The sequence below is a fragment of the Rhodococcus sp. SJ-2 genome, assembly GCF_053750035.1.
Genome location: NZ_CM132340.1, coordinates 1,955,068 through 1,979,030, shown reverse-complemented (window position 1 = coordinate 1,979,030; position 23,963 = coordinate 1,955,068). Strand labels below are relative to the sequence as shown.

The 23,963-nt window shown below is 64.6% G+C and carries 30 protein-coding genes; 20 read left to right on the top strand and 10 right to left on the bottom strand.

Translation table 11 applies throughout. The features are described from left to right. Positions 1-26: 26 nt before the first annotated feature. Positions 27-1,148 (bottom strand): hypothetical protein, encoded by a 1,122-nt coding sequence (locus ACSYG9_RS09190; protein ID WP_454842921.1) that lies wholly within the window; start codon positions 1,146-1,148, stop codon positions 27-29. A 241-nt stretch (positions 1,149-1,389) separates the two neighbouring features. Here ACSYG9_RS09190 and ACSYG9_RS09185 point away from each other — a divergent pair, with 241 nt between their 5' ends. The 3 genes from ACSYG9_RS09185 (at position 1,390) to ACSYG9_RS09175 (ending at position 3,933) form a co-directional block, all read left to right on the top strand. Next, a complete protein-coding gene (locus ACSYG9_RS09185) occupies positions 1,390-1,965 on the top strand; it encodes a TerD family protein (protein WP_440126872.1) in 576 nt (191 codons plus the stop codon). A 116-nt stretch (positions 1,966-2,081) separates the two neighbouring features. Continuing rightward, positions 2,082-3,167 (top strand): DUF475 domain-containing protein, encoded by a 1,086-nt coding sequence (locus tag ACSYG9_RS09180; RefSeq protein ID WP_454842182.1) that lies wholly within the window; start codon positions 2,082-2,084, stop codon positions 3,165-3,167. Between the two features lie 106 nt (positions 3,168-3,273). Continuing rightward, a complete protein-coding gene (locus ACSYG9_RS09175; protein WP_440126870.1) occupies positions 3,274-3,933 on the top strand; it encodes a TerD family protein in 660 nt (219 codons plus the stop codon). A 110-nt stretch (positions 3,934-4,043) separates the two neighbouring features. On the opposite strand, the gene ACSYG9_RS09170 is transcribed toward ACSYG9_RS09175, so the two are convergent. Both ACSYG9_RS09170 and ACSYG9_RS09165 read right to left on the bottom strand, forming a co-directional pair. Then, entirely contained in the window at positions 4,044-4,391 is a 348-nt protein-coding gene (locus ACSYG9_RS09170; protein WP_440126869.1) for a metalloregulator ArsR/SmtB family transcription factor, read from the bottom strand. Further along, entirely contained in the window at positions 4,378-4,836 is a 459-nt protein-coding gene (locus tag ACSYG9_RS09165) for an ATPase (RefSeq protein WP_454842179.1), read from the bottom strand. The genes ACSYG9_RS09170 and ACSYG9_RS09165 overlap by 14 nt, the downstream gene beginning before the upstream one ends. Before the next feature lie 158 nt (positions 4,837-4,994). On the opposite strand from ACSYG9_RS09165, the gene ACSYG9_RS09160 reads away from it, so the two are divergent. The 3 genes from ACSYG9_RS09160 to ACSYG9_RS09150 are packed head-to-tail and all read left to right on the top strand — an operon-like array spanning position 4,995 to position 6,281. Continuing rightward, positions 4,995-5,474: a tryptophan-rich sensory protein gene (locus ACSYG9_RS09160; protein ID WP_440126867.1), complete on the top strand. Its 480-nt coding sequence runs from the start codon at positions 4,995-4,997 to the stop codon at positions 5,472-5,474. A gap of 34 nt (positions 5,475-5,508) precedes the next feature. Beyond that, positions 5,509-5,691, top strand: a complete 183-nt coding sequence (locus ACSYG9_RS09155) for a hypothetical protein (RefSeq protein WP_440126866.1) — start codon at positions 5,509-5,511, stop codon at positions 5,689-5,691. A 59-nt stretch (positions 5,692-5,750) separates the two neighbouring features. After that, complete coding sequence (locus ACSYG9_RS09150) at positions 5,751-6,281, top strand: DinB family protein (protein WP_440126865.1); 531 nt, start codon at positions 5,751-5,753, stop codon at positions 6,279-6,281. A 48-nt stretch (positions 6,282-6,329) separates the two neighbouring features. Here the strand turns inward: ACSYG9_RS09150 and ACSYG9_RS09145 are convergent, their stop codons facing one another. The 3 genes from ACSYG9_RS09145 to ACSYG9_RS09135 are packed head-to-tail and all read right to left on the bottom strand — an operon-like array spanning position 6,330 to position 8,808. Continuing rightward, complete coding sequence (locus ACSYG9_RS09145) at positions 6,330-7,946, bottom strand: sodium:solute symporter family transporter (RefSeq protein ID WP_440126864.1); 1,617 nt, start codon at positions 7,944-7,946, stop codon at positions 6,330-6,332. Beyond that, positions 7,943-8,314, bottom strand: a complete 372-nt coding sequence (locus tag ACSYG9_RS09140; protein ID WP_440126863.1) for a DUF485 domain-containing protein — start codon at positions 8,312-8,314, stop codon at positions 7,943-7,945. The genes ACSYG9_RS09145 and ACSYG9_RS09140 overlap by 4 nt, the downstream gene beginning before the upstream one ends. Beyond that, positions 8,311-8,808 (bottom strand): nuclear transport factor 2 family protein, encoded by a 498-nt coding sequence (locus ACSYG9_RS09135; RefSeq protein ID WP_454842177.1) that lies wholly within the window; start codon positions 8,806-8,808, stop codon positions 8,311-8,313. Before ACSYG9_RS09135 ends, ACSYG9_RS09140 begins: the two co-directional genes overlap by 4 nt. 125 nt (positions 8,809-8,933) lie before the next feature. On the opposite strand from ACSYG9_RS09135, the gene ACSYG9_RS09130 reads away from it, so the two are divergent. The 7 genes from ACSYG9_RS09130 to ACSYG9_RS09100 all read left to right on the top strand — a co-directional run bounded on the left by ACSYG9_RS09130 (position 8,934) and on the right by ACSYG9_RS09100 (position 16,498). Beyond that, complete coding sequence (locus ACSYG9_RS09130; protein ID WP_440126861.1) at positions 8,934-9,536, top strand: TetR family transcriptional regulator; 603 nt, start codon at positions 8,934-8,936, stop codon at positions 9,534-9,536. 86 nt (positions 9,537-9,622) lie between these two features. After that, complete coding sequence (locus ACSYG9_RS09125) at positions 9,623-10,819, top strand: acyl-CoA dehydrogenase family protein (RefSeq protein ID WP_440126860.1); 1,197 nt, start codon at positions 9,623-9,625, stop codon at positions 10,817-10,819. After that, entirely contained in the window at positions 10,816-11,562 is a 747-nt protein-coding gene (locus ACSYG9_RS09120; protein WP_454842175.1) for a hypothetical protein, read from the top strand. The genes ACSYG9_RS09125 and ACSYG9_RS09120 overlap by 4 nt, the downstream gene beginning before the upstream one ends. Further along, the gene (locus ACSYG9_RS09115; RefSeq protein ID WP_454842174.1) at positions 11,559-12,419 is read left to right on the top strand and encodes an alpha/beta fold hydrolase; all 861 of its coding nucleotides are present in this window, start codon (positions 11,559-11,561) and stop codon (positions 12,417-12,419) included. Before ACSYG9_RS09120 ends, ACSYG9_RS09115 begins: the two co-directional genes overlap by 4 nt. After that, on the top strand, positions 12,416-14,110 hold the full coding sequence (locus tag ACSYG9_RS09110; RefSeq protein ID WP_454842172.1) for an AMP-binding protein: 1,695 nt from the start codon (positions 12,416-12,418) through the stop codon (positions 14,108-14,110). Before ACSYG9_RS09115 ends, ACSYG9_RS09110 begins: the two co-directional genes overlap by 4 nt. Before the next feature lie 79 nt (positions 14,111-14,189). After that, positions 14,190-15,347, top strand: coding sequence for an acetyl-CoA C-acetyltransferase (locus ACSYG9_RS09105; RefSeq protein WP_454842920.1), 1,158 nt, complete (start codon positions 14,190-14,192; stop codon positions 15,345-15,347). Beyond that, positions 15,344-16,498, top strand: coding sequence for a CoA transferase (locus tag ACSYG9_RS09100; protein WP_454842170.1), 1,155 nt, complete (start codon positions 15,344-15,346; stop codon positions 16,496-16,498). Before ACSYG9_RS09105 ends, ACSYG9_RS09100 begins: the two co-directional genes overlap by 4 nt. Here ACSYG9_RS09100 and ACSYG9_RS09095 read toward each other — a convergent pair. After that, positions 16,477-16,797, bottom strand: a complete 321-nt coding sequence (locus ACSYG9_RS09095) for a GYD domain-containing protein (RefSeq protein ID WP_440126854.1) — start codon at positions 16,795-16,797, stop codon at positions 16,477-16,479. The genes ACSYG9_RS09100 and ACSYG9_RS09095 overlap by 22 nt on opposite strands. A gap of 124 nt (positions 16,798-16,921) precedes the next feature. Further along, the gene (locus ACSYG9_RS09090; RefSeq protein WP_440126853.1) at positions 16,922-18,400 is read right to left on the bottom strand and encodes a DHA2 family efflux MFS transporter permease subunit; all 1,479 of its coding nucleotides are present in this window, start codon (positions 18,398-18,400) and stop codon (positions 16,922-16,924) included. A 121-nt stretch (positions 18,401-18,521) separates the two neighbouring features. Here ACSYG9_RS09090 and ACSYG9_RS09085 point away from each other — a divergent pair, with 121 nt between their 5' ends. The 3 genes from ACSYG9_RS09085 (at position 18,522) to ACSYG9_RS09075 (ending at position 20,073) form a co-directional block, all read left to right on the top strand. Next, positions 18,522-19,175, top strand: coding sequence for a TetR family transcriptional regulator (locus tag ACSYG9_RS09085; protein WP_440126852.1), 654 nt, complete (start codon positions 18,522-18,524; stop codon positions 19,173-19,175). A gap of 65 nt (positions 19,176-19,240) precedes the next feature. Beyond that, positions 19,241-19,780 carry a DUF488 domain-containing protein gene (locus ACSYG9_RS09080; RefSeq protein ID WP_454842169.1) on the top strand — a complete coding sequence of 180 codons (540 nt, stop codon included), beginning with the start codon at positions 19,241-19,243 and terminating at the stop codon, positions 19,778-19,780. Then, a complete protein-coding gene (locus ACSYG9_RS09075) occupies positions 19,777-20,073 on the top strand; it encodes an MGMT family protein (protein WP_440126850.1) in 297 nt (98 codons plus the stop codon). Before ACSYG9_RS09080 ends, ACSYG9_RS09075 begins: the two co-directional genes overlap by 4 nt. A 12-nt stretch (positions 20,074-20,085) precedes the next feature. Here the strand turns inward: ACSYG9_RS09075 and ACSYG9_RS09070 are convergent, their stop codons facing one another. Further along, a complete protein-coding gene (locus tag ACSYG9_RS09070; RefSeq protein ID WP_440126849.1) occupies positions 20,086-20,607 on the bottom strand; it encodes a YetF domain-containing protein in 522 nt (173 codons plus the stop codon). 438 nt (positions 20,608-21,045) lie between these two features. Between ACSYG9_RS09070 and ACSYG9_RS09065 the strand changes: the two genes are divergently transcribed. Both ACSYG9_RS09065 and ACSYG9_RS09060 read left to right on the top strand, forming a co-directional pair. Continuing rightward, entirely contained in the window at positions 21,046-21,399 is a 354-nt protein-coding gene (locus ACSYG9_RS09065) for a hypothetical protein (RefSeq protein WP_440126848.1), read from the top strand. Between the two features lie 87 nt (positions 21,400-21,486). Then, positions 21,487-21,894 carry a TIGR03618 family F420-dependent PPOX class oxidoreductase gene (locus ACSYG9_RS09060; protein WP_440126847.1) on the top strand — a complete coding sequence of 136 codons (408 nt, stop codon included), beginning with the start codon at positions 21,487-21,489 and terminating at the stop codon, positions 21,892-21,894. Between the two features lie 24 nt (positions 21,895-21,918). On the opposite strand, the gene ACSYG9_RS09055 is transcribed toward ACSYG9_RS09060, so the two are convergent. Then, positions 21,919-22,506, bottom strand: coding sequence for a DUF308 domain-containing protein (locus ACSYG9_RS09055; protein WP_440126846.1), 588 nt, complete (start codon positions 22,504-22,506; stop codon positions 21,919-21,921). 122 nt (positions 22,507-22,628) lie between these two features. Between ACSYG9_RS09055 and ACSYG9_RS09050 the strand changes: the two genes are divergently transcribed. Next, complete coding sequence (locus ACSYG9_RS09050) at positions 22,629-23,477, top strand: DUF72 domain-containing protein (RefSeq protein ID WP_440126845.1); 849 nt, start codon at positions 22,629-22,631, stop codon at positions 23,475-23,477. Positions 23,478-23,480: 3 nt separating this feature from the next. Then, on the top strand, positions 23,481-23,954 hold the full coding sequence (locus tag ACSYG9_RS09045; protein ID WP_440126844.1) for a hypothetical protein: 474 nt from the start codon (positions 23,481-23,483) through the stop codon (positions 23,952-23,954). Positions 23,955-23,963 lie beyond the last annotated feature (9 nt).

The following is a 23,963-nucleotide window of genomic DNA, read 5'->3' as shown; positions in this document are numbered from 1 at the left end:
CTGCGCCTTCGTGAAGGTTGCCCCCGTCATCGGCCGTTGGCCCGTCCTCTCATTCGTTCTACCACTGTGGCGATGAAATCCGACACCGCATCGAGATCGCGCACGTAGGCCCAGTAGTCCGGGTGGACGCCGATGAGCGAATCGACCGCCCTGTCGATCCGGTCCAGTTGGGCGTCGAGAACCGACCCCCACTCTGCGGTCAGGTCACGTTGTACGGCAAGAAGCTGCGCATCACGCAGGCGGAACCGCACCTCGTCGACCTTGGCCTCCGGATTCTTCCGGACGGCGCGCAAAGTCGCCAGTCGGCCGGTCACGGCGTCGACCAGTTCTTCGGCGGCGGCGAGATCGACGCGGACCTCGGTGGCGAGATCGAGTGCGAGTTCGGGCCGGGCGTCGTCCGCAGCTCGGCGTGCTTCGTCGAGGCGTGCGTCTGCGCGCTCGAGGAGTGCCTCGGCCTGTCGGGCATTGTCGGACAGATCGGCGGAGCTCGCGGCATTGAATTCACGGAGCAATGACGAATATGCAGGTGGCAGACCCTCTGCCCGGGTACGCACCGCGTTCATCCTGGTGGTGACCGACACCACGGTGTTGCGCGCTTCATTCTGGCGCCCGGGAGCGTCGGTCAGGGCCTGACGCAGAGTGCTCGTGGCTTCCTCGACCGCATGTGCTCCTGCGCGCAGGGCGCTGGTACCGCGCGCGGAGTCCAGGGAACGCAGCGCGTTCTCGAGTGCCTCGGTGGCGATACCCACCGATCGATAGTGCGCGAACGCTGTGCGTTCGGGCGCCTGCAATGACTCGAGCGCCACTCGGGCTTCCGCCCGAACCCGATGCGCGAGTTGGGGAACCGTCTGGGCAAGTGCGGAGACATGCTCGAGGTGACCACGATTGTTCTCATAGAATTCATCGAGAATTCTTGTTGCATCGCCTATTCGACGAATGACGTGTTCGTAGTCGGCCGTCGACGCCAATTCCTGGTCGGGTTCGGTGTGCGCGAGTTGCAGGTATTCTTCGGCTGCGCGATAGCAGCTCTGTCTGATCGGTTCCCACTGCCGGCGCAGATTCCGCTCGGGAGCGAGCTCGTGAGAGTCGGCAACGCCCGCTTCAGCGACCGACTGACGTCGATCCATGTCGAGGAACGCGGCCACCATCGCATCATGGGCACGACGAGCCGCGGGGTCTTCGGAGTGCCCGCCGCCGAAGAGGCGGCGCGTCCATCGGCTCGCCACAAGACCGAATGGTACTGGTCGTCCGGTGTTCGCCACCGTGGCCCGCAACACTGGGCATAGTGGACAGGAGCGTACTTCATTCCCACCTATTACTGTGGTGGAACACGCGCGAAAACCGGACGTACCGCCTCGGTGCGTCGACGACCGATCGAAAGGACCCCGCATGGGCGTCAGCTTGACCAAGGGTGGAAACGTCTCCTTGACGAAGGAAGCCCCCAACCTCACCGCAGTTGCGGTCGGCCTCGGCTGGGACGTGCGTACCACCACCGGCACCGACTTCGACCTCGACGCGAGTGCCATTGCGACGGGCGCCGACAAGAAGGTGGTCTCCGACCAGCACTTCGTCTTCTTCAACAACATGAAGTCGCCCGACGGCTCCATCGAGCACGCCGGCGACAACCGTACCGGTGAGGGCGAAGGCGACGACGAGGTCATCAACGTCGACCTGGCTGCCGTCCCGGCGAACATCGAGTCCATCTTCTTCCCCGTGTCGATCTACGACGGTGACACTCGCAGCCAGTCGTTCGGCCAGGTCCGCAACGCCTACATCCGCGTCGTCGACCGCTCCAACGGCACCGAACTGGCCCGCTACGACCTCAGCGAGGATGCCTCCACCGAGACCGCCATGGTGTTCGGTGAGCTCTACCGCAACGGCGCAGAGTGGAAGTTCCGCGCGATCGGCCAGGGCTACGCCTCCGGCCTGTCGGGCATCGCCCGCGACTACGGCGTCAACGTCTGATAGTCGCCGAAGATCGGATCCGGTCCTGTGCCTCGATGCCGGGACCGGATCTGCATTTGCCGGATTGCAGTAACCACCCTGCATAGCCCTGAATTCGAAAAGAAAGGCCACGCTTCGTGGTACTGCGAGTATTCGGTGCGTCCTTCGCCGTCACCGTCGTCTCTCTGGTGGTTGCCTTCCTCTATGGCGGTCCCCAAGCTCTGTTCCTCTGCGTGATCCTCGGCATTCTCGAGGTATCGCTCTCGTTCGACAACGCGGTCATCAACGCGACCGTGCTGCGGCGGATGAGCGAGTTCTGGCAGAAGATCTTCCTCACCATCGGCATTCTCATCGCCGTCTTCGGTATGCGTCTGGTCTTCCCGCTGCTCATCGTGTGGGTTGCGTCGGGCCTTGGCCCGATCGCAGCGTTGGACCTCGCGCTCAACCCGCCGGCGGATGGTGCGGCGTACTTCCCCAACGGCGACCCCAGCTACGAAACGCTGATCACCGACGCCCACCCGCAGATCGCGGCATTCGGTGGCATGTTCCTGCTGATGTTGTTCTTGCACTTCATCCTCGAAGAACGTGAGATCAAGTGGCTGGAATGGCTCGAGCGGCCACTGGCGAAGGCAGGCAAGCTCGACCAGCTCGAGGTCGTCATCGCGGTCGTGCTGCTCCTCATCACGGCTACGATCATCGCGCCGGACGACAAGGTCTCGACCGTGATGATCGCCGGTGCGCTCGGCATGATCACATACATTGCGGTCAACGGCCTCGGCGAGATGTTCCATATCCCGGAAGAGGACGAGGAACCGACCGGTGGGCCGAGCGGCCTCGCGAAGGCAACCGGTAAAGCCGGGTTCTTCCTGTTCCTCTACCTCGAGGTTCTCGATGCCTCGTTCTCCTTCGACGGTGTCATCGGCGCATTCGCGATCACGTCCGACCCGATCATCATCGCGCTGGGTCTGGGCTTCATCGGTGCCATGTTCGTCCGGTCGATCACGATCTTCCTGGTCCGCAAGGGCACGCTGTCCGAGTACGTCTATCTCGAACACGGTGCCCACTGGGCGATCGGTGCGCTCGCACTGATCCTGCTGTACTCGATCGGCACCCATGTCCCGGAGCTCATCACCGGTCTGGTCGGCATCGTTCTGATCGGTGCAGCGTTCGGGTCGAGCATCTACCGCAACCGCAAGGAAGCGAAGGCGGAAGTGTCCGTCTGATCGCACTGAGCCGATGGGAGCCCCCGACTTGTCTTCGGGCCGAGGGCTCCCATTTTCCGTATCCGGCACCTGCACATCTGCACACCACTCAGTGAAAGGCACGCACATGGCCATCGACTACAACAAGAAGCCCGAGCAGGGGTCCAGTGGAGTGAACCTCAGCAAGATCAACCTGACGAAAGAATCCCCCACCGTAAGCCTCAGCAAGGGCGGTGCGGGACAGGGTGTGGTCCGCGTGAATCTCAACTGGTCGCGCGGTGAGCAGAAGAAGGGATTCCTCGCCAAGCTCACCGGTGCCACCGGCGGGGTCGACCTCGATCTCGGGTGCCTCTACGAGCTGGCCGACGGCTCGAAGGGCGTCATCCAGGCGCTCGGGAACAGCTTCGGAGCGCTGAACACTGCGCCGTACGTCCACCTCGACGGCGATGACCGCACCGGCTCCGCCCAGGGCGGCGAGAACATGCACATCAACCTCGAACGCCCCGAGCTGTTCAAGCGAGTGCTGATCTTCGCGATGATCTACGAGGGTGCAGCGAACTGGGCCGCCGTCGACGGCGTCATCACTCTCACCCAGCCGTCGGGTCAGGAAATCGAGGTCCGCCTCGATTCGCCGAACAACGGCGCCCGCATCTGCGCCATCGCAATGCTGAAGAGCACGGGCCAGGGCGTGACGGTGGAGCGTCTCGTCGAGTACGTCAACGGCAGCCAGTCCGACCTCGACCGTGCCTACGGGTGGGGCATGCAGTGGCAGGCAGGCCGCAAGTAGTCGATCGGCAGGTGTTTCCTCGCCGGCCCGACGGGTGGGCAGCAAATGGACTGTGCGCCGGGCCGGTGAGGAACTATCGATGCGCGAGGACTACGACGAGCGCGACGCCGCTACTCCGAACCGGGCGGGTGTTCCGCGGCTTCCTTGATGGCATCGAGCCTGCGGTCCCACCCGGAGCCGACGTCATCCAATGCTCGCCCGAGTGCGCTCAATCTGGAACCGGCGGCGGAGAAACGGAGTTCGCGGCCGATGCGTTCGGATGTCACCAGTCCGCAATCCTCCAGGACCGCAAGGTGTTTGGCAATGGCCTGACGCGACACGGTGAACTCCGATGCGAGGCCCGACGCAGAGGCAGGTGCGCCGCCGAGGCGCTGCAGGATGCTCCACCGCGTGTCGTCGGCCAGGGCTGCGAACACGCGTGTGGTGTCGGGCGTCCCGTTCGAATCAGTGTGCGGCAACGGTTCTCCCCATCTCGAGATGCGCCTTGGCGAGGCCCAGTTCGATGATCCAGCCTTCGACATTGCCCTCGTACTTTGCGCGGCGTTCGACGGAGTCACCCGGGAGTGAATCGAACCCGGTCTCCGTCACGCTCAGGACGGTCGAGGTGTCGGAGACGGCATCGAGCCGGAATTCGACGAGCGTGGACGGGCTGTCGGGGTCTGTGTGGTCGGACAGCCAGCGGAATGCTGCATAGTTCGGTTCGTTCAGCGCAATGGTGCGGAATGTGAAGGCGCCGTGGACAGGGTCGTGCACGACGGTGAGGTCGCCGTTGCGTTCGATCCGGTGTTCGGTGATCCTGCTGTCGTTGATGTACCAGCCGGGCTCGGCGACGAGTTCCCATACTCGTGCGGCCGGAGCGTCGATCGTGATCTGCCGTTCGATGGTGCCGAGTTCGTCGGTCATGATTTCTCCTGAGGGTGGATCTCCGGATGAAGTGCAACCCCATGGTTGCACTGAATGTTCTTTGTTGCAACCCCCAGATTGCATATCGGGTTTCGTATTGCCGGGCCCCGGGTAGCCGAAGTCGGAAGTCGTCGGTGTTCGAGGAAAGGCGTATCGGGATGAAACTCACGACCGGACTGGGAACTGCGGCTGCGACGACAGCGACCGCGCTCATAGGATCGATCGCATCGCGTGACGTCGATTCGCGCTGGTACCGCAAGCTGCGCAAGCCGCGCTTCCAACCGCCCCCGGCGGCGTTTCCGATCGTGTGGACCACGTTGTACGCCGACCTCGCCGCGACCTCTGCGGTAGCGCTCGACGAGTTGGCCGATCGGGGCACCCGCGAGGAGCGCCGGAACTATGTCGCTGCGCTCGCCGCCAACCTCGTGCTCAACGGCGGATGGTCCTGGGTGTTCTTCAAATGGCATCGCCCCGCCCTGGCGACGGCGGTTTCGGCTCTACTGACCATCAGCAGCGCCGACCTCGCGCGACGCACCGCTGCGGCTCATCCGGTCGCCGGTGCGGCGCTGCTTCCCTACCCCGTGTGGACGTCGTTTGCGACGGTGCTCAGCGCGCGTATCGCACAACTCAACCGGTGATATCGGTGCGCCTGGTGTACGGAATGATGGGCACATGCTCGAAACACCTGTGATCATCGGAATCGGTTCCATCTGTCTGGGCTTCGTGTTCTTCCTCGCCGCGGCCAGCGGAGCGCGAGCCAAGTGGAACAGGAAGCTGACCATCGCCCTGTTCATCGTTGCGATCGTGTTCATGACGGTCATCCCGGTGATCGGCGCGGTGGGTTTCGCGGCCTGATTCCGACCAGGTGTTGATTGCGGACCGAAGTTGTCCTCGATTGTCTCTACCGTGAGAGCATGACCGAAAACATCACCGTGGAAGCCGCAGAAATTCTGGCGATGCTCGCGGAACAGCGTGAAATGCTCCTGATCACCGTGCGGGGACTCGACGACGCCGGCGCGCGCACCCGCAGCACTCCGAGCGACCTCACGCTCGGTGGGCTCATCAAGCACGTATCGGCCACCGAGAGCGGCTGGATCGACAGGATTCGTGAACTGGACGAGAACGCCGTCTTCGACATGGATTCAGCGATGGTGTCGTACTACATGAGCGACGACGAGACCCTCGCCGGATTGCTGGACGAGTATGCGAAGGTCGCGGCTGCGACCGAGGAGTTCGTCGCAGGTCTCGATCTCGACCTGCAGGTTCCGCTCCCGACCGCACCGTGGGCACCGGAGCGGGAATGGTGGAGTGCGCGAAAGATCCTGTTGCACATCATCCGCGAGACGGCCCACCACAGCGGTCATGCCGACATCATTCGCGAGTCGCTCGATGGTGCGAACACCACCATGCAACGCGGCGCCGATGCCGGCATGACCTTCGACTGAGTGCCATCTGCTTGCGTGCCGCACCCGGGGAGGCCGGGTAGGTCCGCGTCAGTGGGTGGACGCGACCTCTGCGCCGATCCCGGTTTCGGCACGCACCAGCATCTCCGCGAACTTCTCGTCGTCGTGGATCCCGCGACCGCGTCGTTTCTCCGCGACGAGAGAACCGATGACACAGGCTGCGAGGCCGAGCGGCATCGTGAAGATCACCGGCAGCTGGATGGTCAGTGGTGCGGGACCGCTGCCCATCCACAGGGCTTCGGTGAACATGAGGCTCACGACGGTCGAGATCAGGCCGGTGAGCACACCCCACATCGCGCCGGTGCTGTTGAATCGCCGCCAGTTCAGGCTCAGTACCAGAGCGGGCAGGTGGGCGCTTCCGGCGACCATGAATGCCATGCCCATGAAGAACGTGATATTGGTGTCGTCGCCGATGAGCATGGTCAGGCCGATCGCGATGACACTGAACGCGACGGCACCGTAGCGCGCAATGCGTGCCTGAGCGTTCTCTTCGCGGTGCCGGTCCTCGACATCGAGGTGTTCGACGGGTTCCTTGCGCGTCAACGCCGGCCACACGTCGCGGGCGAATGTTCCTGCAGCCGAGATCACTACGCCTGCCACCACCGCGACGATGGAGGCAAAAGCAACCGCTGCGACGAGAGCGAGCGCGATCGAACCACCGATCGTGCCGATGCCGCCGCCGAGTTCGGTGACGAGGACCGGGGCTGCGAGGTTTCCGCCGGGTCCGACCAGGTCGGTGCCGTTCGGACCGAGGAGTGCCGCGGCGCCGAAACCCATCACGATGACGATCAGGTAGAACATGCTGCACAGTGCGACGGTCCAGCCGAGTGACCGGCGTGCGGTCTGCGCTTCCGGGACGGTGAAGAACCGGATGAGAATGTGCGCCATTCCTGCTGTGCCGAGTGCGAACGCCAGGGCATACGAGATGAGGTTGATCGCGCTGGTCTCACCGAAGATCAGGCCCGGCGACAGGATGGCTTCACCGGCAACGGCGTTGTCGGTGGCGTCGCCGAGAACCTTGGGGAAGCTGAAGCCGAACTGCGCGAGGATGCCGAAGCACACGATGAGTGCCAGCACCGACAGGATGGTCGATTTGATGACCTGGACCCAGGTGGTGGCGAGCATGCCACCGACGAACACGTAGATACCCATGAGCGAACCGGCCACGATCACGGACAGCCAGAAGGGGATTCCCGATACCGACTCGAGCAGAACACCTGCTGCGACGAGCTGCGCCAGGAGAACGAACGTGCCGGTGGTGATCGTGCTGAGCGCCACCACGACCCGCACATTGCGAGACTCGGTGCGGAAGACGAGTACGTCGGCGAGGGTGTACTTGCCGAGGTTGCGCATCTTTTCGGCGAGGAGGAACAGCACCGGAAGGAACGAGATGACAGAGGTGAACAGGATGACGGTGCCGTCGACGCCCTTGGAGAAGATCAGGCCCGTGGTGCCGAGGAAGCTACCGGCGGAGATGAATTCACCCGCGATGGCAAATCCGTTCTGCCAGCTCGAGATCGACCGTCCGGCAGCGAAGAAGCCGTCGGCGCTCTTGGCGCGACGTGACGCGGCGAACGTCACCCACAGGGTCAGCGAGATGACGGCACTGCAGATCGCAATGGCCAGGTAGTCGGCGTCGCCGGTCATGCGACCACCTCCTCGGAGTCGGGACGGTTGTCGGTCACGGCGCGGATCGCCGCGTCGGAGGCGGGCTCGATGTATGTGCGAGACAGCCGGAAATATGCCCACACCATGACCCAGGTGCCGGCGAACTGACTGAAGACCACCCAGATCGACAGTGGGAAACCGAGGATCGAGTTGGAGCCGAGCTGGTCGGGGAAGCCGATCCAAGCGATCAGAAAGCTCGTGAACAGGGCGATGGTGGCACCGCCGAGTGTGGTGGTCACCAGCTTGCGTCGACGTCGCAACTCTGCGACTTCGGGAAGCTGCAGCATCCTCGACCAGACCAGATCCTCTGCGGCGAATGTGCCCTTGTCCGAGACGGTGTCGTTCATGCTCGCACCGCCGCTCGGCGTGCCGTATCGAGGGCGAAGAGGTTCTCGTCCCAGCCGGCTTCGAGGGGTCCGAAGAAATGGAAGCGGACCTGTTTGACGCGATAGAGCCACCGGCCGTCGATCTTGACGACCTCGTCGGTGTAGCGTCCGGCCGCGATGCTCGCCGTGCCGTCGGTGACACACGGTTGCCACAGGAACGAGCGGACCGTGGCGCGGTCACCGTCGAGGTCGATCTCGAGGTTGGTGATGAAATGCCAGAACGCAGTGAGGCCGCCGTCGGCAAGTCCGGCGAAGAACGTCTTCATCTCGTCCTTGCCCTTGGGATGCGATAGGCCGTCGAACGCGCCGTCCTCGGTGAACAGGTCCATCAAGGCGTCCCAGTTCCCGTCGTCGAGATGGCGGCAGTACCGGGCATCGAGCGTGCGGATCGCCTCGAGGTCTTCGAGGCGAGTGATGCGCTCGACGAGAGAGCGATCGGATTTGGGGTTGGTCACGGGAGAGCCTCCGGAAGCGCTTGGGTTAACGCATGTTCATGTGATCCAAACCATAGCAAGGGGTGGGTATGCGGTCAACTGGGGCGTTGTTGCTGGTCGTCGCATGTACCTCTACCCTTCGAAAGATGAACACGCGGTCAACTGCGACACTGTCGTCCGTCCGGGAGCGAATTCTCGAGACCGCTCTCGACGAGTTCTATGCATCCGGATTTCACGGTGCAACCATGCGAAATATCGCGAACAGTGCAGGTTGTAGTGCTGCAAATGTCTACAACCACTTCGAGAACAAGTCGGAATTGCTGGTCGAGATCCTGCGTCGAGCGAGCGATGAGCAGTTCACCGCGACTCGGAATGCCCTGCGAAAGGCCGGTTCGGATCCGGCCGAGAAATGGAAGGCCGCCGTCGTCGCCCATGCGCTGTTCACCGCGCGGAATCCGCGGGCCTGCCTCGTGGCCAACACGGAGCTGCGCTATCTCGACGATCTCAATCGCCGACGTGTCGTGGGGTCGCGTGACGCGCAGGAGCAATTGTTCGTCGGGATTGCAGAAGAGGCCGCCCAACAGGGGTTATTCGATCTCCCGAACGTGCATCAGGCAGTCACTGCGGTGTTGACGATGTGTGCGGGGATCCCGCTGTGGTTCCGTGTGGACGGCCCGCTCACCGCGCAGGAAGTGGCCGACGACTACGGCCGATATGCGCTCAACCTCGTGGGATACCGGAAAGCCTGACCCGGGACGTTGACGGGCGGTGGGTCTCGTGCTGTACTGGGTGAACAAGCGTTAATGACCTACTCCGGTCCATAGAGGGAGTACCCATGACTCACCGGCCGTCTCAGCCCCGCACCGACTCGCCGCGCTACCTCACCGAAGAGCGCCTCGGGATTCGAGATCTTGCCCGCGACTTCGCGATGACGCGGGTGTTGCCCGTGGCGAACGAACTCGACCCCGTCCAGGGCACGATCCCGGATTCGCTGAAGAAGGAGATGGCCGAGATCGGCTTCTTCGGGATCATGATCCCGGAGGAATACGGCGGCCTCGGGCTCGGCGTCTTCGAGTACTGCCTCGTCGCGGAGGAACTCTCCCGTGCATGGATGAGCGTGTCGGGCCTGCTTGCGCGCGGTAACGGTATGGGCGGCGGGTTCACACAGGAACAGCAGGAAGCGCTGCTCCCCAAGGTCGCGCGCGGCGAGTACCTCGGTGCCTACGCCCTGTCCGAGGCCGAAGCGGGTTCCGACGTTGCCAACATCTCGTGCCGAGCCGTGCGTGACGGCGACGAATGGGTCGTGAACGGCACGAAGATGTGGTGCACGTACGCCGACGAGGCAGACTACATGGTGCTGTTCGCTCGTACCGACCCGAACAAGGACCCGGCCAAGCCGCATCGCGGGATCAGCGCGTTCCTCATTGAGAAGGAACGCGGCGGATTCCCCGACGGAATCTCGGGCACGAAGGTCCGCAAGATCGGCTACTTCGGCTGGAGCACCTGGGAATTGGCGTTCGACAACTACCGAATCCCGGCAGGCAAGATGCTCGGCGAAGAAGGCAAGGGCTTCTACCTCGCCGTATCCGGCCTCGAAGTGGGTCGTGCCCACACTGCGGCCCGCGCGATCGGCCTTGCCCGCGCCGCGCTCGAAGACTCCATCGAGTACATGCACACCCGCCGTCAGTTCGGGCGCCCCATCGGCGATTTCCAGCATCTTCGGTTCAAGATCGCCAAGATGGCCGCCGATATCGAAGCGGCCCGCCAGCTCATGTACTCGGTGGCGACCGACATCGATACCGGACGTCGCTGCTCGCTCGAAGCGTCGATGTGCAAGCTCGTGGCAACCGAAATGGCAGAACAGGTTACGAGTGAGGCAGTGCAGATCCACGGTGGCGCCGGCTACACCACCGACTTCCAGGTCGAAAGGCATTGGCGCGACGCCCGTCTGACCAAGATCTTCGAAGGTACCAGCGAAATCCAGATGCGAATCATCTCGGATGAACTGCTCGGAAGGCCGGAAAAAGCATGAGCACCACAATGCCCCCGAAACTTGCTGAGGTCGGCGACCGGACCGGGCCACAGTCGTTCCTCGTGTCCGAGATCCTCTCGGCTGCCGGGGTGTCCCTGCCCGCCGGCTCCCCCGGTGTCGGTGTGACTGCTGCAGACATCGTCACCCCCGCCGTACCCGATGCCAACCGGACGCAAGCCCAGTGGAAGACGGACCGTCCAGTGGGCGTGAGCGACACGGTGATCATCGAGTCCGTGATCACCCGCGTTGCCGGTGGCCGCGTCGAGCGGCACATCATGCTGCGCGACAACGCAGGGGCGATTCGCGAGAGCGGCACTGAAACATGGATTCTCGACGATCCCGCCGCGGCCGTATCCGCGCCGGAACTCGACTTCTGCAGTGCCGAATGGGGAAACCTTCTGAGCGACAGTCTCGAAGACGACCGCGGGTTCACCTCGTCACTGTCCACCTGGGACGGCACGATCGGTCTGCGCTGCGGCGACAGGGAACTCCATCTCCGGATCTACAAGGGCAACATCATCGATGTCACCCGCCGCGCCCCTCACGGCGCCACGTTCACCTTTGTCGCACCGGCCCATACCTGGGTCGACCTCGTTCTGTCGGATGCCGACGATTTCATGCGGCGCGCGATCAGCGGTGAGTTCTCCTCCACCGGAGACGGATACGAGTACCTGAGGTTGACCAAGCCGCTCAACATGATCATCGCGCATGCGCGACTCATCGCCCGGAAGGCCGACTCATGATCGAGGCCCGTTATCTCGAAATCGATGGCGCTCTCGGCTTCGTCGAGATCGTCACACCCGACCACCCCGACGTCGAGGCGTTGCCTGCGGTCCTGTGCATCCACACCGCCGGTCAGAGCGGCGTGCAGTGGCGGCACGTGTCGCGCGACCTCGCAGACCGGGGTTACCGCGTGATCGTGCCCGACCTGCCCGGGCATGGACGCTCCGAGCCCGCGCCGTCCGGTCCGGTGACCAGTATCGTCGACTACGGCGACTGGCTGTGCGGCGTACTCGACGCTCTGGAAATCGAACGCCCCTACGTGATCGGTTGCTCGATCGGTGGCAAACTCACCCTCGAACTCGCGACCCGCCCCGAGCGGCCACTCTCCGGCGCGATCGCCATGGAGGCCGAAGCAGGTCCCGGCCGCGTCAACGTCAACGGTCTCCGTCGAGAACTCGAAGACGTCGCCGGTCCTGCTCGTGCTGAACGGACGTACCTGGGTACTCTTGCATCGGTGGGGCGTTCGGTTCCCGACGGCAAGGCTCACCTTATAGCGCTCATGCACAAGCGCGAAGACCCGGAGATCTCGTCGTCCGACCTGATCGGCTGGGGCACTCATGACGTGCGCGACCGGCTGAACCAGGTCACGGCACCCTTACATGTCGTCGCGGGCCGTGATGACCCGTGGATCGATGTCGACGAGATCGCACGCGTCGCAGAACTCGCCAACGAAACCACGCCCGGTCGTGCACGATTCACCGTGCTGGACGGGATCGGCCACTACCCGATGGAAGAAATCGACGACTTCGCCGGACTCGTCGATACCTGGATCAACGAAATGCAGCGGTCGGTCGTCGCCGAGGAGGTAGTGCTGTGAGCACCAGAACCGAGACTCTGTCGGCGCTGCTGGATTCGCTCGTCTCCGAAAACCCCGAAGCAACAATCACGTACGACGTGGTCGGCGACGACGTCATCGTCAGCAGCAGATCCGACCTGCGCAACCGCGCCGAAGCGGTGTGCGCCGAACTCGACGCCGTCGGAGTCCGTCCCGGGCAATGCATCGCGGTGATGCTGCCCAACTGGTCCGACGCCCTTGTCTGGCAGTTCGCCGCAGCCACGGTGGGCGCTCACGTCATCGGGGTCAACACCCGGTACAACACCGGTGAGGTCGCCCACATCCTCACCGCTGCGTGTCCGGCCGTGGTCGCCGTCCCGGCTGCATTCCACGGTTTGGACCTGTTCGGTCGTCTCACCGAAGCTGCCGCATCTGTTCCCGATGTGGCGACCCCGGTCATCGCGGTGGTGCACGGGCCCACCGAAATCTCTGCCATTGCCCGAGAATTCGACCTCGGCGGGGGAGCTTGGATCGCCGGCAGCGGAAATACGGGAGGCATCCGGGTGCCCGACACACCCGATCGGGCGACCCTCACCGCGGCCGGAGTCGATGACGACCCCGACGACCTGTTGGCTGTCGCGTTCACGACCTCCGGCTCGACCGGTGTCCCGAAGCTCGCGGCCCACCGTCACAGCGCCATCGTGCGACACGGCCATGCCGATGCTGCGATCATGCAGGTCGGTGAGGGTGACGTGGGGCTGTGTGTTCTTCCCGTCTCCGGTGTGTTCGGCTTCAGCACCGCCGTGGCGATGATCGCCGGGGGCGGTGCACTGCTCATGGAAACGGTGTTCGATCCGTCGGCGGTGCTCCGCCGCATGCGGCAGGTGAAGGTCACCCATGCGGTGGGTGCCGACGACCTGTTCGGCCGCCTCTACGACGAATGGCACGCCGGCGAGCGAACGGATCTGTCGACCCTGAGGTGGATCGGGATCGCCGACTTCCTCGGACGATCACACGAGATCGCACGGTGGGCGCGCGACGAGTTCGGCACGCACACCTCCGGTGTCTTCGGGTCGTCCGAGGTGTTCGCTCTCGCGATGTTGTGGAACGCCGACGACCCGGAATCGGTGCGCTGGAACGGTGGTGGCCGCGCGGTCGAGTCCGCGATCGAGCTGCGTGTCGCGGATCCTCTCGACGACACGCCGGTCGCAGACGGTGAACAGGGTGAACTGCAGTTCCGCGGCCCCAACGTCGTCGACGCCTACCTGGGTAATCCCGAGGCTGCGGTGCGCGCCTTCACGAAGGACGGCTGGTTTCGCAGCGGCGACCTCGCTGTGGCACTGGGCGACGGCGGCTACCGTTACGTGTGCCGCATGGGCGACGTGCTGCGCCTGCGCGGGTTCCTGGTCGACCCCGCCGAAATCGAGCGTCGCCTCGCTCAGCATCCGGGGGTGGGTGTCGTGAAGGTCGTCGGGATCACCGGCGTCGGTGGCTACACGCAGGCCGTCGGTTTCGTGGTACCGACGGACGATGCGCCCGCCGACACGGATGCCGAGAACCTGAAAGCTTGGTGCAAGAGCGAACTCGCCGCATTCAAGGTGCCTGCGGCCATCCATGTCATCGACCGCATGCCCACCACCGTGGGCGGGAACGGCTCGAAGATCCGGGCCGTAGAACTGCGCGAATGGGCGCAGAACTGGATCGACCGTGAAAGGGATTTCCGTCGTGACTGATTCGATTGCTTCACACGCAGCCGCCACCGATGTGGTCATCTGCGAGCCACTGCGCACCCCCGTCGGCCGTTACGGCGGTATGTACATCGACGTGCCCGCCACAGACTTGGCCGCTCGTGTCATCTCGGAGTTGCTGTCGCGCACAGCGCTCGACCCCGAGAGGATCGACGATGTCATCTTCGGCCAGTGCTACCCCAACGGTGAGGCACCCGCGATCGGTCGTGTGGCGGCGCTGGACGCGGGCCTGCCCGTCACCGTCCCCGGTCTGCAACTCGACCGGCGATGCGGTTCGGGTCTGCAGGCGGTGCTCGATGCCGCGATGCGCGTGCAGACCGGTGTCGCCGACATCGTCATTGCCGGCGGGGTCGAATCGATGAGCCGCTCCGAGTACTACACCGAATCGATGCGCTGGGGAGCCAAGGGTGCGCCCGCCGCGTTGCACGACCGCCTCGCCCGTGGCCGCGTCACCGCCGGTGGCCGCAACTATCCGGTGCCCGGTGGCATGCTCGAAACCGCCGAGAATTTGCGGCGGAAGTACGATATCCCCCGCCTGGAGCAGGATGAACTCGCCGTCGAGTCGCACCGGCGCGCGGTCGCCGCAATCGAATCGGGCAAGTTCACCGACGAGATCGTGCCAGTGCAGGTGCCGCAGCGCAAAGGCGATCCCAAGACGGTCGACCGCGACGAGCACCCGCGCGCCGACACCACCGTCGAAACCCTCGCGAAGCTCCGCCCGATCATGGGCAAGCAGGACCCCGACGCCACCGTCACCGCGGGCAACGCCAGCGGGCAGAACGACGGTGCCGCAGCCTGCATCGTGACCAGCCGCGCGACCGCGGACAGGCTGGGCCTGCGTCCGCTCGGAAAACTCGTCACGTGGGCCGCCACCGGTGTGTCGCCCGCCGAGATGGGCATCGGCCCGGTGCCGTCCACCGCGAAGGCCCTCGATCGGGCGGGGCTGAACCTGTCGGATATCGACCTCATCGAACTCAACGAAGCATTCGCCGCGCAGGCCCTCGCCGTGACGCGTGAATGGAAGTTCACCGCAGCCGATTTCGAGCGCACCAACGTCAACGGGTCCGGGATCTCCCTCGGTCACCCTGTCGGTGCGACCGGAGTGCGGATCCTCGCGACGATGCTGCGTGAACTCGATCGTCGCGGCGCGCGTTACGGCCTGGAGACGATGTGCATCGGTGGTGGACAGGGCCTGACCGCGATCTTCGAGCGGGTCGCGTGACCGTGCGCCCGCTGGACGGCGTCCGTGTGGTCGATCTGTCCAGCTTCGTCGCCGGGCCGACGGCAGGCCGGATGCTCGCCGAACTCGGCGCCGACGTCGTTCGCGTCGACCCGGTCGGCGGTGCTGTCGACGGTGGCCGCTGGCCACTGACCGAGAACGGCGCAAGCCTGTACTGGACGGGGCTCAACCAGGCGAAACGCTCGGTCGCGGTGGATCTGCGCAGCGACGAGGACCGGGCCCGCGTCGTCGAACTGATCGCCGACGCAGGCATCGTCCTCGAGAACGCGGCGCATGCCCCGTGGCTCGCCCACGATGTGCTCCTCGCGCATCGCCCGGACCTGATCCATGTGCATATCGCGGGCAATGCTGACGGCACCCCTGCGGTCGACTACACCGTCAACGCTGCCGCGGGTCTCCCGCTGATGACGGGGCCTGCCGGCCTCGGCACGCCGGTCAACCACGTGCTGCCCGCGTGGGATCTGCTCACCGGTGTGCATGCCGCACTCGGCATCGTCACCGCGCTGCGTCGCCGCGAACAGACCGGCGCGGGAGCGTATCTCGAACTCGCGCTCGACGACGTCGCACATGCTGCGGTCGCGAGCATGGGCTGGCTAGCCGAAGCGCAGGCACGTGGGTCGGGGCGTGAGCTGCAGGGCAACGCCCTGTACGGCAGCTACGGCTCCGAATTCGCGACCGCAGACGGCCGCTACATCATGATCGTCGGCCTGACTCGCGGACAGTGGCGGGCGCTCGTCGAGGTCACCGGCACCGAAGCGGTATTCGACGCGCTCGGTGCCCAGCGCGGGCTCGACTTCGATCGCGAGGGCGACCGCTACGCGGCGCGCGAGGCGATCACCGCAATCCTTGCACCCTGGTTCTCGGAACGAACCCTCGCTCGAATCGAAGCGGACCTCGCGGGCACGCGGGTGTTGTGGGCGCCGTACCGCACGATGGACGAAGTGGCCGCAGATCTCGCCGCCCGCTCCGACTCGGTGGTGCAGTACATCGACCAGCCGGATATCGGTCCTGTGCTCACCGCGCGGCCGCCGCTGCGCTGGAACGGCCGGTACACCGATGCTCGTCCCGCCCCTCGGCACGGGCAGCACACCGCCGAAGTGCTCGGCGCAGGTCAGCTGCCGGGCGCCCGATAGGACGCATCGCGGCGCGAAGCCTCATCGACCTGCTCGGGGGTGAGCAGCACGATCGGCTTCGACCGCGCTGCGCCCGACGCGATGGTGCGCAGTTCCAAAGTGGCGGCGGCAATTTCGTCGGGCACCTCACCGAGCACGTACAGATCGTGCCCTCCCAACGCGAAGTGCACGGACTCGACGGTGCCGCCGACACTTTCGACCATGGCGACGATCGCATCGCGGCGGGCGCTGCCGCCGTCGCTCAGTAGTCCTTTCGCGCCCTCTGCGGTATAGGTGACCTGCCACAGGTATGTCGGCATGGCTCCTGCTTTCCTCGACCGGCGTTGCTGTCGCCTTCCATGGTCGGACGGTCGCGCGCAACGCGCGGTGGTTTCGCTGAAACAGACGTACCTGTCGACGAGGGCATCTTCGGGAGTGCGCTTCCTACACGGTGCGCGCCCTGTCGTCGTCTTCCACGGGGACCAGGGACTCGGGTCGAGACGATTCGGCCGTTGCCGAGTGGATCTTCGTCGCGGTGAGAATCGCGATCAGGCAGAGCACTCCCGAGATCAGGAACGCCCAGCGGGCTCCCGCCATTTCCGCGGCAGGTCCCGTTTCGGTCGCCTTGGAGGCACCGAATGTCATGGCCGCCACCAACAGTGCGGTGCCAGCGGCTCCAGCCAGCTGCTGGAAGGTGTTCATGATCGCCGAACCGTGGCCGTAGAGGTGGCGCGGTAGCGACGAGAGCGAGGCGGTCAGCAGCGATGTGAGTACGAAGGCCATGCCGGCTCCGTACAGGGTGTTGAAGAGCAGCACGTACCAGATCGGGGTGGAGGTGGAGACGAAGCCCAGTGCGAACATCGACACGGCCAGGAGGACGGTTGCGGGAAGGACCAGGGGGCGCGGGCCGACGCGATCGAAAGCTCGGCCGACGAAGGGTGCAAGCACGGCTTGGACGAGCCCGGCGGGTAGCAACAGCAGTCCGACCCCGAGCGAGCTCATTCCGAGCCCGTGCTGCAGCACCATGGACAGCAGGACCACCGAACCCAGGAGCAGGCCGAAGCTGATGGCCACGGTGATGACGGAGAAGCGGAACGTCGGCACAGAGAAAGGACGCAGATCCAGCAACGACGCGCCGCGGTCCTGCAGTATCCGCTGGCGGGCGACGAAGAGCACCAGCCCGACGGCTCCTATCGCAAGAGCGACAGCCGTGGGAATCCATGCGCCTCTCAGTGCGGCCTCCGCGCCCGAGAGAGCGTAGACGATGCCGCCGAAGCCGAACGCGGACAAGACTACCGAGAGCACATCGAGCGGGGCGCGCCGGGTTTCTCCGCCCTTCGCGACGAAGGCCAGTCCGATCGGCAGCGTCACGGTGGCGATGGCGACCATCATCCAGAAGATCCAGCGCCAGCCGGCCGAACCCAGGATGGCTCCGGAGAGCGTGGGGCCGACGGCCGGGGCGCACGCGATGACGATGGTGTTCATGCCCATGATGGCACCGCGCCGGGCAGGCGGTACCGCAGTGAGGGTCGTGGTCATGAGCAACGGCATGATGATTGCAGTACCGCCGGCCTGGACCACCCGGGCAGCGAGCATGACGGGGAAGCTGGGGGCCGAGGCGGCGAGCAGCGAACCGGCGAGGAACAATACGAGCGCGCTCGTGAACAGGCTGCGGACCGTGAAGCGTTGCAGGAGAAAGCCGGTCGTGGGGATGACCACGGCCATGGTCAGCAGGAATCCAGTCGAGAGCCACTGGATTGCTGTGGCGTCCACACCGAAGTCGATCATGAGCTGCGGCATGGCCACTGCCAGGACTGTCTCATTGAGGATCATGACGAAGGCGGCTACGGCGAGCACGGTGATTGTGCCCTTCACGGCCGGCGGGAGTGCTGTGGGTGCGGCGGTTCGGGCCGTTGTGGTCAAGGGGGTACCTGATTTCCGAGTGGGGTGCGGAGACAGAAAATTATGACACACTCTGCCAAGTTGGCGTAATGCGACAGAATGGTGTGGTACCCCACACGGAGTGATGCGGCAGGATGTGGATATGTCTGAATCCGCACCCGCGCGAGGATTGCGCGAGCGCCGCCGCCGCGAGACCACTGCCCTGATCCATCAGGCCGCTGTCGAGTGCGTGGAGCGCGATGGGCTGGAGGCAACGACGGTGGCTCGGATCGCGGAGACGGCCGGCATTTCCGCACGGACCTTCTTTCGTTACTTCCCATCCAAGGAGGCTGCGATCCTGCCCGGGCAGGGTGAACTCAGGGTGGCCCTGCTTGCCCTTGTGGCGGATCACCCCGGAGAGGCCGGTGCTGTGCTCACTCCCCGGCAGGCCGTAGGACGCTTGATGGGCAGGCTCGGAAAACTCATCCGCGACGATCCGATCGACCATCACGAACATCGCCGCATCGGCGCACTCCTGGAAGCGGAACCGGATCTGCGCGCTCATGTCTCGAGCGAGGATGGTGAATTGACGCGTGTCGCCGTCGCAGTCCTGTGTACCCTGGCCCCGAGTTTCGACGAGGGCGAAGCGCGGCTCCACGCGGAGCTGGCGCTCAGCGTATGGCGTGTGGCGTGGTGGAGCTGGGACGCGATGGGCTCTACCCGGGAGCATCCGACACCGCACTCACGATGGGCGTGGGCGCTGGATCGGATGGTCCCAGCGGTGGCTGCCATGGCGTCGTCGGCTGTCGACGGTTAGAGATTGCCGGCGTCGCCACGGTTGCAGATCGAGGGTGGAGAGATATGTGGAGTTCCAGAACCCTGATGACGAAACATATTTGGACGCTCGGTCATTCGACACGCGAGTTCGACGAAGTACTGGCCATGTTGCAGACCGCTCGGATCACCTACCTGATCGACGTGCGCTCGTTCCCGTCGTCGAGAAAATTCCCGCAGTGGAACAAAGCTGCGATCATCGAGGCACTGCCCGATGCGATCGGTTATCGGTGGATGCCGAAGTTGGGTGGCCGCAGGCACACACCCGCGGGTACACCGAGCGCGAACGGAGCGTGGCGGGTCAAGGCCTTCCGCGACTACGCCGACTACATGCAGAGCAATGAGTTCGCAGAAGGACTGCGGGAGCTGATCGAACTCTCCGCACATGAACGACCGGCGATCATGTGCAGTGAGGCAGTGCCGTGGCGTTGTCATCGGCGGTTGATCACCGACGCGTTGCTAGTCGCGGGCGTAGAGGTCACCCACATCATGTCGGCGACGGCCACCAGATCTGCCACATTGAACGAGAACGCGCACGTGCACAACGGGCGGTTGACCTACCCGCCGCCACCGGGCGAGACGACATGAGCATCATCGACGAAGTTCGAGACGCGATCCTGTCCATTCCTGCGGGATCGGTGGCCTCTTACGGCGATATAGGCGCACGAATCGGAGCGGGTCCACGGCAGGTGGGCCGAGCGATGAGCATGCTGGACGACGTGCCCTGGTGGCGGGTCGTCCACGCAGATGGGACGCCCGCGTCGTGTCACGGCGGTCGTGCGCTGGAGCTTCTCACCGAAGAGGGCACCCCTGTCTCCGGAAAGCGGGTAGAGATGCAACGTGCCCGGCACCGGTTCGACGGTGGCCCTCCGGGTGAGTAGCGGGCGTCCTCGTCAGAGGGCCGGCTTCTCGGGTTGATCGACCAATTGCTCGTTCCCGGCGGGGATCACACTCACCATTCCACTAGGTTCCAGATACGCCCGGTGTACACCGGCGACGTCGGAGATCCCGTGCAGCCGAAGCTGCGAGAGCACCTCGTCGTATGTCATGAATTCGCGGCGCATGACCTTCCGGTTGAGCTTGCCGTCGGAGATCAACGTGCGTGGTCGCGCCTTGACCACGCGGGAGAATCCCGGCCACCGGTAGGAGAGAGCGTCGAGCACGATACTCCAGAACAACATCGCGACCACCACGATGAAGCCGTCCCCGATCGTCTGTGCATCGCCCATCATTCCGGAACTCGCAGCGTCGGCAACCAGCACGACGACGAGGAGATCGGTCAATCCCAGCCCGCCTGCCTCACGCTGACCGACCAACCGGAGCAGCAGTGTGAGCACCAGAAAGGTGATCGTGCCGCGAATGACGAGTTCGAGTACCAGCAGGCTGGGTAGGAGCATGTCATTCCATTCGGGCATCGACTCTCTCCTCCACATCACGGACGGCGGGCCGCAGCGGGCTCGGCGACATACCGGCTGTGTGACCCTGTTCGGCGTAAGTTGCTGTCTCGGCGTCGACCAGCGCCTCACCCTGGTCGATTCGGTTTCATGCACACGGAATGCCCAGCCGGTCAGGGATCACACGTGACCGCCGGGTGTGCCGAACCTGGCCGGTGTCGGTATCGCTCGACGGGTTACGAACGGGTGTGTCGATTGGGTCGCGCGTGACCAGATCGTGGTGTAATACCAATCACAGCGAAATGTGTTTGTGATTTCACACACTATTAGTTGACACGTGAGTGATCGCCTCGGGTGTTCCGGTGTGCGTTGCGCCGAGTCGACTCGGATCGGTCCGGTTCGGATCGTGAAAGGATCGCCCATGCTGTCGGATCCGTGGACAACTCCGGAAGGCAACTCATGACCACAATCCGTCTCGGCCCATTCGTCACCCCGGAAACCGTGAGGCCGGGCGAAACACGACCGCGGGTGCTGCTGATCGGGACCCCATCCAGTCTGGCGGAACTCACCCAGTGGGAACTGGTGCGGCGATGGGCGGTCGAGCACGGGCTCACCCCGACCCGGGAACTCGATGACCGGGTCGTCTACGTGGTCGCGACCGACAACGTCCTCGACGGACTGTGTACGCCCGCCGAGGCCACCCTGGTGCAGCGCGCCAGGTCCCGGGGCGTGCCGTGCGGTGGTGTGGACGAGGCGCTTCGGGATCCGGGGGAGCCGGCCGAGCACGGCGGCTTCGCTGCGCTCCCCAAATGACCGTGCGGGAGGCCAGGTCTCTAGGCCGGTGTTCGCTACGCTCGGGTTTCGAACTCGAACAGAACACCATCCTGGAGGAGGTTCACCGTGCCGAAGCCCCCGCTTCCCGACGCCGTTGCAGAACTACTCGCTCGCCCCAACCATGCAACGATTGCTTCGTTGCGCGCCAGCGGCCAGCCTGTTTCGGTCCCCACCTGGTACATCTACGAGAACGGTCGCATCCTCGTGAACATGGACGAGGGTCGCAAGCGTCTCGAGTATCTCCGCAATGATCCGCGAGTGGCTTTGAGCGCGATGGATCCGGACGACTGGGTTACCCACGTGAGCATTCAGGGCAGGGTCGTCGAATTCGTCGACGACCCCGACCTGACCGACATCGATCGGATCGCACGGCATTACATCGGGCATCCCTATCATGTGCGCGACCGTAAGCGTGTGAGTGCGTGGATCGAGATCGACCGCTGGCACGCGTGGGGCCGGTTGATGAACGCGTGAGGCCGACGCCGGAAAGCGGCCTGCTCACATGATGCCGGCCTTCTTCGCGGCGCTGCGTACCTGGAAGGACATGACGATCAGCAGGACGCCGAACAGGATTGCGTAGATGCCGAGCAGGACGATCAGGCCGAGGATGCCGGAGCCGGGGAAGATCAGCAGGATCACGCCGAAGATCACTGCAACTACCCCGGCGATCAGCGACCACACCCACCCCGAATCCGGGACCTTACGGAACCGCAGGGCACCGACGATGCCGATGATGCCGAACAGGATTGCGTAGAACGCGATCAGGTACAGCAGCACCAGCGCTGTGATTCCCGGCCAGAACAGCGCGACCAGACCGGCGATGACCGACAGGATGCCCATGGCCAGCCACAGCCCCCAGCCGTCGAGCGTTGCTCGATCACGGATGGAATGCCACACGAGGACAACCCCGTCGACGATCGCGTACGCGGCGAATACGACAACGAGGGCCCACACGGTGATCCCTGGCCACACCAGGGCGACGATGCCGAAGAGGACTGCGAGGATGCCTCGAATCAGCACCACCCACCACACTGTTTTGAACACCGAGCGGAACAGGTCGGATGCTGACTCCGGATTCGCGGACATGACGGCTCCTTGCGTATGACGGCGCGATCTTGATGGTCCTCAGAATAGGTCGGCTTACCTTGATCCGCAGGGGAAATCGAGACCGCCATACCGATGGGCAAATACAGCCGTAGCCTCGAGACGTGGCATCGGCACGAATCGGAATCTCGGGTTGGCGTTATCCGGGCTGGCGAGGGGACTTCTATCCCGACGGCCTCGTCCAGCGCCGCGAACTCGCGTACGCCGCCGAGCGGTTCGGCACGATCGAGATCAACGGTTCGTTCTATTCATTGCAGCGTCCGAGCAGTTACCGGTCGTGGTATGCCGAGACACCCGAGGATTTCGTATTCGCGGTCAAAGGTGGCCGGTTCGTGACGCATATGAAGCGCCTCGTCGACGTCGACGAGGCGCTGGCCAACTTCTTCGCATCGGGTCTGCTGGCGCTCGGTCCGAAACTCGGTCCGATCTTGTGGCAGCTGCCTCCGACCCTCGGATTCGACGAGCGTCGTCTCGCCGGGTTCTTCGACCAGCTGCCGCGCACGACGGCGGCTGCGGTCGAGCTGGCCGGCGGGCACACGGACAAGGTGACCGGCGACCGGGCTTGGGTGGCGACCGACGGCGACCGGCCCGTACGGCACGCTGTCGAGGTGCGTCATCCCGATTTCGCATCGTCGGCGGCGATCGAGCTCTTCCGGGCGCACGACGTAGCTCTCGTCGTTGCCGACACCGCGGGACGATATCCGTTCCTGACCGAGGTCACCAGCAGCTTCATGTATGTGCGGATGCACGGTGACAAGGAGTTGTATGCGAGTGGCTATACATCCGAGGTACTCGCTCGTTGGTCCGAGCGTATCGGAACGTGGGTGGGCGACGGGCTGGACGTGTACGTCTATTTCGACAACGACATGAAAGGATTTGCCCCGTACGACGCGCTGTCATTGCAGCGCCGGCTACGACCCGGAACCGCCGGGACCGAGCGTCTGGAGGAGTAGCACGTGTGGCCCGAACATTGGCCGACGATCACCCGGCAGATCGCCACTGAGACCGACGCTGCGGCGACCGCGGCCCGCAGCGAGGCGGTGCCCGCGTTCGACGAAGCGCTCGCAGAGCTGGCCGCATTACCGTACGAGCAGGTCACTGCGGTGCACGCGGGGATGGTGCGCGAGTTGCTCGAGGAGCTTCACCCCGACGGATTGACGGGTGAGGATGTCCAGAGCGTGCTCGAACGATCCCTTCGGAACGGCATGCGCTGGCTGCCGTCGCTGCAGCCCGACGCGGTGGTTGCCGTGCTCACCGGCACCTTGGGTGTGCACGACGACGAAGCGCCGAAAGTGCAACCGGCCGACTACCTGAGCGCGGGTGTGCTGGTGCTCGCCGATCTTCTTGCCGCGCGCAAATCCGCCCCGGGCCCGTATCTGCGACGTGCCGTCGCCGAGATCGAGCGGTCCGAGACCATGGAAATGCCCTGACCGACATTT

Excerpts from the sequence above, each read along its gene's own strand:
- ACSYG9_RS09190 (WP_454842921.1), bottom strand. The coding sequence starts at position 1,148 with ATGGTGGCCGCGTTCCTCGACATGGATCGACGTCAGTCGGTCGCTGAA.
- ACSYG9_RS09185 (WP_440126872.1), top strand. The coding sequence starts at position 1,390 with ATGGGCGTCAGCTTGACCAAGGGTGGAAACGTCTCCTTGACGAAGGAA.
- ACSYG9_RS09175 (WP_440126870.1), top strand. The coding sequence starts at position 3,274 with ATGGCCATCGACTACAACAAGAAGCCCGAGCAGGGGTCCAGTGGAGTG.
- ACSYG9_RS09165 (WP_454842179.1), bottom strand. The coding sequence starts at position 4,836 with ATGACCGACGAACTCGGCACCATCGAACGGCAGATCACGATCGACGCT.
- ACSYG9_RS09160 (WP_440126867.1), top strand. The coding sequence starts at position 4,995 with ATGAAACTCACGACCGGACTGGGAACTGCGGCTGCGACGACAGCGACC.
- ACSYG9_RS09155 (WP_440126866.1), top strand. The coding sequence starts at position 5,509 with ATGCTCGAAACACCTGTGATCATCGGAATCGGTTCCATCTGTCTGGGC.
- ACSYG9_RS09150 (WP_440126865.1), top strand. The coding sequence starts at position 5,751 with ATGACCGAAAACATCACCGTGGAAGCCGCAGAAATTCTGGCGATGCTC.
- ACSYG9_RS09145 (WP_440126864.1), bottom strand. The coding sequence starts at position 7,946 with ATGACCGGCGACGCCGACTACCTGGCCATTGCGATCTGCAGTGCCGTC.
- ACSYG9_RS09140 (WP_440126863.1), bottom strand. The coding sequence starts at position 8,314 with ATGAACGACACCGTCTCGGACAAGGGCACATTCGCCGCAGAGGATCTG.
- ACSYG9_RS09130 (WP_440126861.1), top strand. The coding sequence starts at position 8,934 with ATGAACACGCGGTCAACTGCGACACTGTCGTCCGTCCGGGAGCGAATT.
- ACSYG9_RS09125 (WP_440126860.1), top strand. The coding sequence starts at position 9,623 with ATGACTCACCGGCCGTCTCAGCCCCGCACCGACTCGCCGCGCTACCTC.
- ACSYG9_RS09120 (WP_454842175.1), top strand. The coding sequence starts at position 10,816 with ATGAGCACCACAATGCCCCCGAAACTTGCTGAGGTCGGCGACCGGACC.
- ACSYG9_RS09115 (WP_454842174.1), top strand. The coding sequence starts at position 11,559 with ATGATCGAGGCCCGTTATCTCGAAATCGATGGCGCTCTCGGCTTCGTC.
- ACSYG9_RS09105 (WP_454842920.1), top strand. The coding sequence starts at position 14,190 with ATGTACATCGACGTGCCCGCCACAGACTTGGCCGCTCGTGTCATCTCG.
- ACSYG9_RS09095 (WP_440126854.1), bottom strand. The coding sequence starts at position 16,797 with ATGCCGACATACCTGTGGCAGGTCACCTATACCGCAGAGGGCGCGAAA.
- ACSYG9_RS09085 (WP_440126852.1), top strand. The coding sequence starts at position 18,522 with ATGTCTGAATCCGCACCCGCGCGAGGATTGCGCGAGCGCCGCCGCCGC.
- ACSYG9_RS09080 (WP_454842169.1), top strand. The coding sequence starts at position 19,241 with ATGACGAAACATATTTGGACGCTCGGTCATTCGACACGCGAGTTCGAC.
- ACSYG9_RS09075 (WP_440126850.1), top strand. The coding sequence starts at position 19,777 with ATGAGCATCATCGACGAAGTTCGAGACGCGATCCTGTCCATTCCTGCG.
- ACSYG9_RS09070 (WP_440126849.1), bottom strand. The coding sequence starts at position 20,607 with ATGCCCGAATGGAATGACATGCTCCTACCCAGCCTGCTGGTACTCGAA.
- ACSYG9_RS09065 (WP_440126848.1), top strand. The coding sequence starts at position 21,046 with ATGACCACAATCCGTCTCGGCCCATTCGTCACCCCGGAAACCGTGAGG.
- ACSYG9_RS09055 (WP_440126846.1), bottom strand. The coding sequence starts at position 22,506 with ATGTCCGCGAATCCGGAGTCAGCATCCGACCTGTTCCGCTCGGTGTTC.